The following is a 12769-nucleotide window of genomic DNA, read 5'->3' on the forward strand; positions in this document are numbered from 1 at the left end:
GGCGGGCGTGGCCCCGCCCGTTTCCGTCAAGCCGGACGATGCCCGGCCCATCGTCCGCCGACAGGCGCGATGCACTGCGCGCGCCACCCGGGCGCGCACGCCGGGCTCAAAGCCACGTGCCGCCCTGCCGCTCGCTCGGCTCCTCGGCGAGCGCGTCGAAATCGTGGATCCAGTCCAGATGGTGCAGCACGCTGTCGCGTTCGGCCAGACGCGCGTTGCGCGCCTGCGCGGCCGGCCCGTCGGGCAGGTGCAGCACGTCGGCCGCGGAAATCGACGCGTACTGCACCTTGCGCGTACGGCCGCGACGCAGGCGCTCGTACGCTTCCTGCGCTTCGCGCCAGTTGCCCGGGCCGGCCTTCGCCAGTTGCGCCGCCAATACCACCGCATCCTCGATCGACTGGTTCGCGCCCTGCCCGTGATGCGGCACCAGCGCGTGCGCGGCGTCGCCGATCAGCGTCACGCGCCCGCGGCTCCAGCGGCCGAGCGGCGGGCGATGGAACAGCCCCCAGCGCTGGCTGACCGGCACGGCGGTAATCATCTGCACCACCGCCGGATGCCAGCTCCTGAACACGCGCAGTTGCTCGCCCTCTTCCGCCGGCATGACCCAGTCGCGCGACGGCCACGGCGACGGATGACGCTCGACCAGCAGGAAATTCTGGTCGCCGTCGTCGCCGATCGGATAGTGCAGCAGATGCCCGTGTGGCCCGACCCAGAACTGGATCGTGTCGGGATCGGGCAGCAGGTCCATGCGCGCGGCCGGCACCACGCCGCGAAAGCCCGAGCAGCCCGAATACAGCGCATCGTCATAACCGAGCATCCAGCGCCGCGTGATCGAGCGCGCGCCGTCCGCGCCGATCACGAGATCGGCTTCGACGCGCTCGCCGTTGTCGAACGCGAGCGTGACGCGATCGGCGTGCTGCGCGAGATCGACGAGCCGATGGCCGAGATGGATGCAGTCGAGACCGACCGCCTTCGACAGCACGGCCTGCAGATCCGCGCGATGCACGCCCCAGTACGCGCCGCCGAATTGCCGGCGATAGTCGGGTTCGCCGCGATGATGGCCGATCACCGCGCCGCTGCGCCCGTCGCGATAGACGAGGCCCGGGATGTCCGCGCACACCGCGTCGAAGGCCGCACGCAAGCCCATGCGCTCATAGAAGCGCGTCGCATTGGCCGATAGCGCGACGGCCGCGCCGACTTCGCGCAGTTCGTCGGTCTGCTCGTAGAGCTGCGCGTCGATGCCGTGCTCGCGCAGCGCGAGCGCGAGCGTCAGGCCGCCGATGCCGGCGCCGACGATCGCGATCTTCAGGTTCGTCTGCATGATGAAGGTGTCTCCGATATTCAGATGTAGGGTCTGCGGGCTGCGCAGCGGTCATGTCGAATGCATGCGCCGTATCGGTAGTGAGCTAATGTCAAATGTGGTGTACGACAGTCGAGCAGCATGATCAAGCGGCAAGCGGTTGAGCAGGAGCCGGTGTGCTCTCGGTCACCGGTGTTCCGTCCTTGAAGGGCACGCCGTTCAAGATCTGTTCGATTTTGTCGACACCGCGAATGCGGCGCCATGATTCCTCTGCTGCTTCGATGAGCTTGAAGGCCATGCCGAGGAAGGTCGCGCGCGACAGACAGTTTCGCGTGCGGGTCGTGCGGTGGCGGACCGTCGCGAAGGTCGACTCGATCGGATTCGTCGTGCGCACATGCTGCCAGTGCTCGGCCGGGAAGTCGTAAAACGCGAGCAGCTCGTCGCGATCCTTCGTGACCTTCTCGACAGCTTTCGGATATTTGGCCGTATAGGTCGCGACGAACTGATCGTAGGCGACGATCGCATCGGCGCGCGTCGCGGCGTTCCAGATCTCCGCGAGCGCGGCCTTGGCCTTGCCCTGCTGCGACTTCGGCAACGCGTTGAGCACGTTGCCGATCTTGTGAAACCAGCAGCGCTGGTGCCGCGTCTGCGGGAACACTTCCTCGAGTGCCGCCCACAAGCCCATCGCGCCGTCGCCGACGGCTAGCAGTGGGCCGGCTTGTAGACCGCGAGCCTTCAGATCGAGCAGTAGCTCGACCCACGAATCCTTCGACTCGCGGTAGCCGTCGGCGAGCGCGACGCGTTCCTTGCTGCCGTCTGGCTTCACGCCGATGATCACCAGCAGACATTGCCCGTCGGAATCCTCGCTGCGCGCCCCAGTATGAATGCCGTCGGCCCACCAGTAGACCCAGCGGGCCGCCGACAAGTCCCGATTGTTCCATTGCGCGAATTCGTCCGCCCAGATCGCTTTGAGACGAATGACGGTATTTGCCGACAGGCCTTTCGCCTGGTCGCCGAGCAATACGCTGAGCGCTTCGCTCATGTCGCCGGTCGAGACGCCGCGCAGATACAGCCACGGCAGCGCCGACGACACACGCGGCGACTTGCGCACGTAGGGCGGCACGATCTCCGAGTTGAACTTTACCCCCGAGCCCGAGCGATCGCGGACCTTCGGCACCTGGACCGTTACCGGTCCGATTGCCGTGACAACGTCTCGCTCAGGCAGATAGCCGTTGCGCACGATCGCCCGCCGGCCGTCCAGCGTCTTCACGTTCGAATATTGCTCGAGCAATGCCTTCAATTCCGCCTCGATCGCTTGCTGGATAATCTGCCGCGCGCCTTGCTGGATCAACTCGTCCAGGCCGACGGGCCCCTTGAATTCTGTTTCCGTTGCTTGACTGTCGTTCGCTTCCCGATTACGTTTCGCCATGGTGGTGGATTGGTTGCTGGGTTCGTTACCTTGGAAAGCAACATTCTCCTGCAATCGCCACCGCCTCCCGCCGATTCCGCTCCACACCGCCGTACACCACTTCCGACATTAGCTCATCGGTAGTTTCAGGAGTGGACATTCATCCCGCAATAAAATGAAATGAATCTGCTTCATCATCGAATGCAATGAGCCGGGCAATGCGAAACCCATGGAACTGAGCGAGATCGACCTCAACCTGCTGCTGCTTTTCCAGCGGCTGATGCAGGAGCGGCGCGTGTCGAGCGTCGCCGAGCAGATGAACATGAGCCAGCCGGGCGTCAGCAACGCGCTCGCGAAGCTGCGCCTCCGGCTCGGCGATCCGCTGTTCGTGCGCGGGCCGGGCGGCGTGGTGCCGACGCCGTTCGCGCTGCGTCTGGCGGAACCCGTGTCGCACGCGCTCGCGACGCTGCACGCCGCGCTCAATCCCGAGACCGGTTTCGATCCGCTGCGCGCCACGCGCACGCTGACGATCGGCATGACCGATATCGGCGAAGTCGTGTTCCTGCCCGCGCTGATCGAACACCTGTCGCAAGCAGCGCCGGGCATCGCGCTCAATACCGTGCGCGACACGAGCGTCAACCTGAGCGACGAGATGGCCGACGGCCGCGTCGATCTCGCGATCGGCCTGCTGCCGCAACTCAAGGGCGGGTTCTATCAGCGCCGGCTGTTCGATCAGCGTTATGTGTGCCTGTTCCGGCATGGGCATCCGCTCGCGGATGTGCCGTTGACGGTCGAGGCATGGCGCGACGCCGAGCACCTGGTCGTGGTGTCGGCCGGCACCGGCCACGGGCAGGTGGACGAATGGCTGAAGCGGCGCCGCGTGAAGCGCCGGGTGCGGCTGACGGTGCCGCATTTCATGAGCGTGGGCTACATCCTGCAGCGCACCGACCTGATCGCGACCGTGCCGGAACATCTCGCGCTGCAGCTCGCCGCGCCGTTTTCGCTCGGCTGGCGCGCGTTGCCCGTCACGCTGCCCGGTGCGCCAATTCATATGCTCTGGCATACGCGGGTCAATCAGGACGAAGGGAACCGGTGGCTGCGCGGCGTGGTGGTCGATCTGTTCGCGGAGGCGGGTGCGCGGGCGCGCAAGGCGGCACCCGGGCGGATGAAATAGTCGCGGTTATCGCGCAATCGAGCGGGCGGTACGATGTCGCTTGAGCTTGCTCCGGGCGCATTTCGAATGCCTTGACCGGGTGGCGAAGACATCGACCGCTCGCCCCTCTTTCCCAATTCAACCCGCAGGAAATCAAGCCATGTCTATCACGAAGAAATTCGCAGCCGTCACGGGCGCCGGATCCGGCATCGGTCGTGCGGCGGCCGTCGCGCTCGCCCACGCGGGATTCACCGTCGCGCTGCTCGGGCGCAACGAAGCATCGTTGCGCGAAACGCAGGACGCGATCCGCGCCGCCGACGGCGACGCGCACGTGTTTCCCGCCGACGTCACCGACGAAGCGTCGGTCGACCAAGCGTTTGCGCAAATCGCGCAGCAGTTCGGCCGGCTGGACGTGCTGTTCAACAATGCCGGACGCAACGCCCCGCCCGTTTCACTCGGCGAATACGAATTCGACGTGTGGAACGGCGTCGTCGCGACGAACCTGACCGGCGTCTTTCTGTGCGCGCGGGCCGCATGGCGCCTGATGAAAGCGCAGACGCCGCAGGGCGGCCGGATCATCAACAACGGCTCGATCTCGGCGCACGCGCCGCGCCCCGACACGATCGCGTACACGGCCACCAAGCATGCGGTGACGGGCATCACCAAGTCGCTGGCGCTGGACGGCCGTGCGTACAACATCGCGTGCGGCCAGATCGACATCGGCAACGCAGCGACGTCGCTCACGGAACGGATGACGCAAGGGGTCCCGCAGGCGGACGGCAGCCTGGCGCCCGAGGCGCGCATGGACGTCACGCATGTCGCGAACGCGGTCGTCCAGATGGCGAATCTGCCGCTGGACACGAACATCCTGAACATGACGATCATGGCAACCGCGATGCCGTTCGTCGGTCGCGGATAAACACGCGCTGCGGCCTGCGCCGGAAGGTATTGCCCAGGACCTGGCTCGCTGCCTTCCGGCGGTCGACGCGCCCCGTCGCTCAGGCCGGTGCCGGAGCAAGCGCGTTGTTCTCGTCGCACCGGCCGCATGCGTAGGTGGCGCCGTCGCCGGACGGTGCAACGCTGCTCATCGTGCTGACGCCCGCGCCACACGCCGCCGAAACCTGTATCGCCCTGGTTCAGCATGGTGGCCGCCGGATCCCACGCCCTTCATGTCCCGTCAATCCGTCCTGGCTTTCTTGCCGATCGACGCACGCTTGCATATGGCGAACCGACTGCGGTCCTTGCCCCGGATCCAGAGCGGCGCGTTACCGCGCCCGCGGCGGCAACGTTAGCCACTTGAACGCACTCGGCGGCGAAAGCATCGGCGAGTTTCGACGCCGAAGGCCGACCGAATCGACGCTTCCAGTACCAAGCGGGAATGCAAGCGTGGACGGCTGCTCGTATCAAGTTTGCAGTGCAATTGATTCGATTCGATCGGGCTGTGCTGGACAGGGCGGGCGAAAAGATGCTCTTGTCTGGACGTACCTTGACCCCCGATTATTTACGTCTCGGCCTGGATCAGGAACGTCGCTCGATCGCGACCGGCAATCCAACGAGGTTCCCGCCCGCGCCCGCTCCAGACGGCGCCGGAGACGGGATCACGGTACTTTGCGGCAGCCGGGCCACGCCGCCGACGTAGCTTGTACTGAATACCGTCGAAAATGTCTTCCGGCTTCAAATCGAAGTCGGCGATCAATTTCTGAATTTCTTTTATCGCACTCTGCAATTCTGTCTTGCGTGCAAGTTCAGCTTGAGTTTGCAGTGCTTGGATCTTGGCTTTCAGGTCCAGGTAGGTTTGCATGTCGTTTCCTCGGCAATGTGAGAATCGTGAATCTGGAAAGCTTGCGCACGCATCGACCCAATCTGTTTCGCAATGCATAATATTTAGCTTTGAATGTCCGCGATGCCGCGTGGAATAAAAAGCGCGATCGAGAGGGGAAATCGCGAGCCGCCTGTGCCGGGAGGTAATGAATCGCCGAACACAGGCGGAGCCGACGACCGGGGCTAGTCGATCCTGCGCGGAAGACTCGAGCGACTGACTGCCCGACGGCCCTCGGGCGTGCCGAGAGCGCAACCGCCACGGACACGAGATTCGGATGCCGTTGTCGATATCTTCGTCCGGAACGTGAGCAAGGACACGGTCGTCGTGCGCCGGGTTTCGTTCAGACGACGATTTCGCTTCCGCGGCAGACTGTCAAACCGGCGCACTGGACTGCGAACGGCTACCGCGCCCCCCGTACATGCGCACAGTGGTGGTGCGCTTATGCAAGCTGGCTCGGGATGCCGATGCTGTCGTGATCTACGTTCAGCCATGATGGTCCCTTGGTATGTACCCCAAGGCCAGGCCGCAGGCGCCGCTCATTGATTGCCCTTCAGCTTCAGCCAGACCTTGTTGCGTAGTTGAAGTGCCGCAGGCGAGCACATCTTGTACGGCTTGAGGCGATCCTTGTATTGCTCGGGTGTCTTGGTCGCGGGGTTGTTCAGCAGCGCAGGATCGATGTAGCGCTCCGACCCGACGATCTCGTTGCTGTACCGAATCGCGTTCGTCACCAGTGCAATGTTCTCGGGCCGCATCATCCAGTCGACGAACTTGTAGGCCGATTCGACGTTCCGCGCTTTTGCCGGGATAAGCAGACTATCCATGAACAGCCGGACGCCCTCTTTCGGATACACGAACCGGATGGTCGGCAGACGATCCTGCGCGCGCGCAGCGGCACCGTTCCAGACGTGCTGAACGGTGATTTGCCTGGACGCGAGACGGTCGATCGTGCAGTCGTTGCTGTAGGTCTTCACGAAGGGCTTCTGCTTCTGCAGGACGTCAAGCACGCGCTTCGCATCCTCGGGACGTTCGGTACATTCGTCCTGCCCCAGATACCAGCTCGCGGCCATGTACAGTTCCTCCTCGACGTCCAGATCGCCGATCTGGCCGCGCAGCGCCTCGGGCGGCTCGAAAAAGGATTTCCAGCTATCGTCGAGCCGGCCACCCGGCACGCGCGCGCTGTCGTATGCAAACCCGGTCAGGACGACCGTAAAGGGCATCGCATAGTCCCGCTGAGGATCGAATGCCGGATGACGGTATTCAGGCTTGATGTTTGCGATATTCGGCAACTTGCTCTTGTCGAGCTTGAGCAACAGGCCGGATTTCGCGAGCACCGGGACGTAGTAGTCGCCGGCCACCACGACGTCGTAGCCTCCTCCCCCCGCCTGCAGTTTCTGGGTCAGTGCGGCATCGCTTGCATAGGTGTCGAGCGTCGTCTCGATACCGGTATCTGCCTGGAACTTCTTGAGCAGGTTCACGGGCAGGATGCCCGGCCAGCTTCCGATATGAAGCTCGGCGGCCTGCGTCGTCACAGCGGCGAGGAGCAACATCGCCCCGATTGTTTTTTTCATACTGTTCCTATTGCTTGGAGATTTGCATGGTGTATCTCGGACTGCTTGGGCGTGGATCTTCTTTTGCCTCGTGCACCGATGACCCAGACCGCCATCAGTTGCACCGACGAAAGGCCGATGACGACGGTCGAGACAGCGCTGACCTTTGGGGTGATCCCGATCTTCATCGCACTGAAGATGTACATCGGCAATGTGGTCATGCCGGCGCCAGCGAGAAAGTAACTGGTGACGTAATCATTCATCGACGCGACGAACGACAGCAGCGCCCCTGCGACGATGCCGGGCAGCGCCAAAGGCACGGTGATTTGCCGAAATGCGGCCCAGGGTGTGGCTGACAGGTCCGCAGCAGCCTCGAGCAGCGTGCGATCGATCGTCTTGAGTCTGGCTTTGATCGGAAGGTAAGCAAGCGGCACGCTGAAGACCACATGCGCAAACAGGACGACGCCGAATCCGAGCTCGGTCTTGAACATCGAGAACAGCATCATCGTCGCGATCGCCAGCACGATTTCAGGTATGACAAGCGGAAGCGCGACGAGAAGTCCCGCCCGGTCGAACCCGTGCCGATCATTTCTCGACCACCAGGCAACCGCCGCGCTCGTCGCAAGCACGGTGGAAAGCACCATCGACATCAACGCCAGAACGAGCGAGTTCTTCGCGGCACGGACCAGCGTCGGATCGGACCACGCCTCCTCGTAGCCGCGGATACCGAACCCGTCCCAGACGAGCGCGGACGGGCCGACGTTGAAGCTCATCCCTATCACGATCAGCATCGGCAAATAGAGGAACAACAGCACCGCGATCGCGATTGCCGCGGCCAACGGAAACCGGCGCAGTTCAGGCGAATTCATGAACGCGCTCCTGTCGTTGAAAGAGCGCGCCCAGCCGGGGCATGAGCATCGCCAGAAGCACAATCGCGAGCAACGCAAACGACATGGCGGCGCCCAAAGGCCAATCCCGGCCGCCGGCAAACTGGAAATCGATCAAGTTGCCGATCATGAACGCGTGATTGCCGCCAAGCAGCCCGGGGATCGTATAGGAACCCAGTGCAGGGACAAAGACGAGCCCTACGCCCGCCATGATGCCCGGGCGGCAGCACGGCACAACCACATGGACCAGTGCGGCCGGCTTGTTTGCCCCCAGGTCGTAGGCCGCTTCGACCAGCCGCCAGTCGAGATCATCGAGCGCGGCAAAGATCGGCAGGACCATGAACGGTGTGAACGCATAGACGAGGCCGATCAAGGTCGCGAGATCGGTGTAGAGCAAGCCGAGCGGGCCGTGAATGATGCCTGCTCCGATCAAGATCCGATTCACCAGGCCGTTGTCTGCGATGACGATGATCCACCCGTACATCTGGACGACGACGCAGGTCCAGAACGGGATCGTAATCAGGATCAGCAACGCGGCTTTCCACTTCCGAGGGCGCGTCGCCATGAAAAGCGCCGTCGGGAAGCCGATCAGCAGACATCCCGCGGTGGTCAGCAGGGCCATGGTCATCGACCGGGCGAAAATGGCGAGATAGCCCCGCTGAAGGACAAGCGAACCGTCGAAGTCCCGATCGAAGACGACCCGCTCGTACGCCCGGGCAGTGAAGTCGCCCCACGCGACGCCGCCGAAGTCGAGCGGCACGCTGAGCGAGACCACTGCCAGGATGATCATGGGAAGAACAACACCCGCGACCATGACGAGCACCGCCGGGTTATACATCTTCCGCCATGATTTCAGCTTCGGCAGGTGGACCATAGGGACTTGACGCACTACCAATTACCTCAATCAGGCCGGTTCGATTGGCAGGAAGCGTATCAAATAGATCGCTCCATTTATAGGGGTTGCCCGTGCCGTTCGCGCCAATGTGTTACCCGTCAGCGCCAATGACATTATAAGTTTGGCGAACGGCATTTTATATTGGATTATTTCTCCAACAGAAATTCTCGTACTCTTGCAATTTAGATCGATGCAGGAACATTAAAGCGTTGACCAATCGTCAGGTCACCGGGAACGGTCACCGGGTACTGCGCCGCACGCCGGCGCCCCGATGGGCGCCCCATGTGGCGCCATGCGGCTTCGCCGATGGCTCGGCCAACCCCAGTCCGCCGCGGCACACGTGGCAGCTATCCGGCTTCCGCGGCATGATCGTTGGCGGATTTGCAAAAATCGTGAGATAGTTGCCCGATTCGCACCATGCATATTTCATATAACGAGATGAGAGGCGATAACGAATATGGCCATTGCTGATAAGCTGGAATACCGCCGAATGACCGAGCGCGACATCGGCGCTTTTTACGACGTGCGATTCTCCGTGAGCGAGAATAGAATCCATCCCCACCAGGTTCACCTGCTCAACCGCAACCTCCTGATCGAGAAAATCAGGCAGGGAGGCGGCTGGATTTGTGAATGTCGTGATGAGGTGGTCGGGATCTGTCTGCCGGTCATCACCGACAAGCCGTTCATCACCGCCTTGTTTGTGAATCCGTCGTTCCATGGCGCCGGCATCGGCCGGGAGCTGCTCGACCGTGCGCTGACATGGTTGAAGGAAAAGGGAGTGGCGCAAGTCACGCTCGTGACCGATCCGGGCTCGCGAGCCGATGGCTTCTACCAGCGTCTCGGGTGGAAGCGCGGCGAACTGGACGAGTATGGATGCCAGGTCGTGTTTACGAAGTCGCTAGGAGTCGAATGAAGCCGGTAGCCGACATGAGTCACCGCACTGCCGCGCAACGGCCGGCGCCGCTTCACACCATCTTCATCACGATCGACTTCATGAAGCGTATGGGGGTTCCCGTCGACGTCTTGCTGAGAGGCGCGGGCATTTCTCCGTCGGACGTCGAGCGACCCAACGCAATGGTGACGCATGCGCAGGAAATGGTGCTGTTTGCGAATGCACTCGAGGCGACCGGCAACACCGCGATCGGGCTTCATATCGGAAACGCGATCCCGGTGACATCGTACGGCCTGCGAGCCCACGCCATGCTGGTGAGCCCGACGTTGGGCGACGCGCTGCGCCTGGGCTTCGAGCATCCGTTGCTGGGGATCAGCTATTTCAGAATGAGGATAACGACAACGGGCGATGTGGCCAGAATTACGGTTGGCGGCTATACCTATCGCACGGATCTCCTGGTTTTGAATACCGACATGGTTTTCACCGCCATTCGCCGGGAGATGCGTGATTTGATCGGGCAATATCCGGAATTCCTGAGGATAGGATTTGCCTATCCGGAACCGCCGCACGCGGAATCTTACAGGGCCTATTTCAACTGCCCAATCGAATTCAATTCTCGCGAAAGTTTTCTCGAGTTCGATCGATCGACACTTGAAATCGCGCTTCCGCTCGCACACCCGATAGAATTCGAATTGGCAAAAAAGGCGTGCGCAAAGCGCGAATTCGAACTTGCGCACTGGGTCCCGTCGGACCTCATCGGACGACTACTTGGCCTGATGTACGACAACCCCGCGTGTCAAGACATCGCCGAGTTTTCCAGAGAGCTCGGACTTTCACTGCGCAGTTTGCAGCGGAAACTCCAGGAGATGGGGACGTCGTTCAGTGCCATGCACAACCTTGTACGTCAAGATCTGACATCGCAATATCTGGCCAAAAAGGAATATTCGATCAAGGAGATCGCGGCGCGATTGGGATACAAAAGTACATCCGCATTCAGCCGAGCGATGAAGCGTTGGTCGAAAGAAGCGACCGAATGAAAAAATAGGCCAGGACTGCCCGTATGAACATGGCCAGCCTCTACTCCGCCGAACTCCAGAGGCGTCAACGCAAATTTGCCACGATCCGCGACAAGCCGGAAATTGTCGGGTACTCGAAGATGTGGAAGAGTTCGATGCGCGGCCACCGGTCGGCCAGCGACAGATGAAACGAAACCGCGTGCATCGACGTGAGGCCATGCGCGAAGAAGTTATCGTGCTCGCCGAGCCGGCTCACGTTCAGGTAGGGTGAGAGCAGGACGATCAGCACGTGTTCGGGGCTATCGGGTGCCGCGTTCCGTTTGACGGGAAGCGGCATAGGTTGCTCAGGCGGCAGGCTCGCAAGCGCTTTCCGATCGAGCTTGCCGGAGCCGTTGCGCGGGAGCGTGTCGATCACGGTCAGCTCGCGCGGCCACAGATACTTGGGCAAACATTGGCGCAGATGCGCGTGCGCCAGTTCCACCGGATCCGCGATGACATGGCGCGGATCGAGCGTGATGAATGCGGACAGGCTGTCGATCTCGCTCTGGTCGCGCGTGTGGATCGCCGCCGCCTCGCTGATGAACGGCAGCGCCTCCAGCGTGTCGCCGATCTCCTGCAGGTCGACCCGATGCCCGTTGATCTTCACGAAGTCGCCGACGCGCGAGACGAAATTCAGGCATCCCTCCCGATCGACGAAGCCGACGTCGCCGGTGTCGTAACGGATCGTGCGGCCGTCGGCGCTCGCGATGAACTTCTCCGCCGTGAGCGCGGCGTTGCCCAGATAGCCGAGCGCGACCGCGTCCCCCCCGATCAGGATGCGTCCCTCCACGCCAAGCGGCACCTCCGAGCCATGTTCGTCGACGACCAGCACATGCGTGTTCTGGATCGGCAGCCCAATGCGCCGTTCACCGGGCCGATCGATCCGTTGACAGGTCGACCACACGGTGGTTTCGGTCGGACCGTACATGTTGTACGGCCGCGCCGCACGCGCGTGGATCTCGGCCGAGAGCGCCTGGCCGAGCGGCTCGCCGCCGACCAGCAGGCGGTCGAATCGGAACGATGCGCCGAGGTACGGCAACAGGCACTTCAGCAGCGACGGTGTGGACTGGTAAATCGCCGGACGGACCTGCTCCAGCAGCCGGGCCAGCAACTGCGGCGATGCCGCCCGGCCGTCATCGGCGAGTGTCAGGGTTGCGCCATTGGCAAGCGGCAGCGCGTACTCCAGATAGAAAATGTCGAAGCCGGGCGAGGTGCTGGATAGCACGCTCGTGTCCGCATCGCATCCGAGCAGTTCGCCAAGGCAGTCGATCAGGTTCGCGCATCCCTGGGTCGTGACCCTGACCATCTTGGGTTTGCCCGTCGAGCCGGACGTGAAGATCCGGTACGCTTCGCGGCTTGCGCCTGGTGGCGGCGTGCACGTCGGCGCGGCGGAGCACGCCGCCATATCGAGTTGCGGGGTGCCGACCGGCAAATCGGCGATGAACGGATGCGGCGTGCCGGCCGTATCGTGCAGCACCGCGGTTGCCGCACTCGCGTCGAGCATCTGCCTCATGCGCGGTGCCGGCGTCCGGAAGTCGATCGGGATGTAGGGCACGCCCTGACGCTGGCACGCGGTCATCGCTACGATCAGCGGCACGCCGCGCGGCAGGCAGAGCAGCATGGCGTCGCTCGTTTGCCTCAGCGTGTCGAGCGACGCCGCGCATCCAAGCACTCGCTCGTGCAGTTGCCGGTAGGTCAATTGCTCGCGGCCGGCGATCAGCGCGATCCGGTCGGGGTCGCGTTGCGCTGCTTCCGAGAACCGCGCGATGAAATCCCGGTAATGCGTCTTTGTTTGACCGCTGAGCATCGG

11 protein-coding genes are annotated in these 12769 nt (G+C 62.7%); 4 read left to right on the forward strand and 7 right to left on the reverse strand.

From position 1 onward, the window contains the following. Positions 1–106 precede the first annotated feature (106 nt). The gene (locus FPJ27_RS12675) at positions 107–1321 is read right to left on the reverse strand and encodes an FAD-dependent monooxygenase (RefSeq protein WP_204421356.1); all 1215 of its coding nucleotides are present in this window, start codon (positions 1319–1321) and stop codon (positions 107–109) included. Positions 1322–1445: 124 nt separating this feature from the next. Next, on the reverse strand, positions 1446–2729 hold the full coding sequence (locus FPJ27_RS12680) for an IS256 family transposase (protein ID WP_204420906.1): 1284 nt from the start codon (positions 2727–2729) through the stop codon (positions 1446–1448). A 208-nt stretch (positions 2730–2937) separates the two neighbouring features. On the opposite strand from FPJ27_RS12680, the gene FPJ27_RS12685 reads away from it, so the two are divergent. Beyond that, the gene (locus FPJ27_RS12685) at positions 2938–3882 is read left to right on the forward strand and encodes a LysR family transcriptional regulator (protein WP_204421357.1); all 945 of its coding nucleotides are present in this window, start codon (positions 2938–2940) and stop codon (positions 3880–3882) included. A gap of 139 nt (positions 3883–4021) precedes the next feature. Continuing rightward, positions 4022–4780, forward strand: coding sequence for an SDR family oxidoreductase (locus FPJ27_RS12690; protein ID WP_204421358.1), 759 nt, complete (start codon positions 4022–4024; stop codon positions 4778–4780). Positions 4781–5362: 582 nt separating this feature from the next. Here the strand turns inward: FPJ27_RS12690 and FPJ27_RS12695 are convergent. The 4 genes from FPJ27_RS12695 to FPJ27_RS12710 all read right to left on the reverse strand — a co-directional run bounded on the left by FPJ27_RS12695 (position 5363) and on the right by FPJ27_RS12710 (position 8931). Beyond that, positions 5363–5662, reverse strand: a complete 300-nt coding sequence (locus FPJ27_RS12695) for an H-NS histone family protein (protein ID WP_204421359.1) — start codon at positions 5660–5662, stop codon at positions 5363–5365. Between the two features lie 557 nt (positions 5663–6219). Continuing rightward, positions 6220–7251, reverse strand: coding sequence for an extracellular solute-binding protein (locus FPJ27_RS12700; protein ID WP_204421360.1), 1032 nt, complete (start codon positions 7249–7251; stop codon positions 6220–6222). Beyond that, positions 7248–8099: an ABC transporter permease gene (locus FPJ27_RS12705; protein ID WP_204421361.1), complete on the reverse strand. Its 852-nt coding sequence runs from the start codon at positions 8097–8099 to the stop codon at positions 7248–7250. The genes FPJ27_RS12700 and FPJ27_RS12705 overlap by 4 nt, the downstream gene beginning before the upstream one ends. Beyond that, on the reverse strand, positions 8086–8931 hold the full coding sequence (locus FPJ27_RS12710; protein WP_239483308.1) for an ABC transporter permease: 846 nt from the start codon (positions 8929–8931) through the stop codon (positions 8086–8088). Before FPJ27_RS12710 ends, FPJ27_RS12705 begins: the two co-directional genes overlap by 14 nt. Before the next feature lie 538 nt (positions 8932–9469). Between FPJ27_RS12710 and FPJ27_RS12715 the strand changes: the two genes are divergently transcribed. Both FPJ27_RS12715 and FPJ27_RS12720 read left to right on the forward strand, forming a co-directional pair. Then, on the forward strand, positions 9470–9925 hold the full coding sequence (locus FPJ27_RS12715; RefSeq protein WP_204421363.1) for a GNAT family N-acetyltransferase: 456 nt from the start codon (positions 9470–9472) through the stop codon (positions 9923–9925). Further along, the gene (locus tag FPJ27_RS12720) at positions 9922–10941 is read left to right on the forward strand and encodes an AraC family transcriptional regulator (RefSeq protein ID WP_072439030.1); all 1020 of its coding nucleotides are present in this window, start codon (positions 9922–9924) and stop codon (positions 10939–10941) included. Before FPJ27_RS12715 ends, FPJ27_RS12720 begins: the two co-directional genes overlap by 4 nt. A gap of 64 nt (positions 10942–11005) precedes the next feature. Here the strand turns inward: FPJ27_RS12720 and FPJ27_RS12725 are convergent, their stop codons facing one another. Then, the gene (locus FPJ27_RS12725; RefSeq protein ID WP_204421364.1) at positions 11006–12766 is read right to left on the reverse strand and encodes an AMP-binding protein; all 1761 of its coding nucleotides are present in this window, start codon (positions 12764–12766) and stop codon (positions 11006–11008) included. Between the last annotated feature and the right edge of the window lie 3 nt (positions 12767–12769).

The sequence above is a fragment of the Burkholderia sp. MS455 genome (assembly GCF_016899445.1).
GTDB lineage: Bacteria > Pseudomonadota > Gammaproteobacteria > Burkholderiales > Burkholderiaceae > Burkholderia > Burkholderia pyrrocinia_C.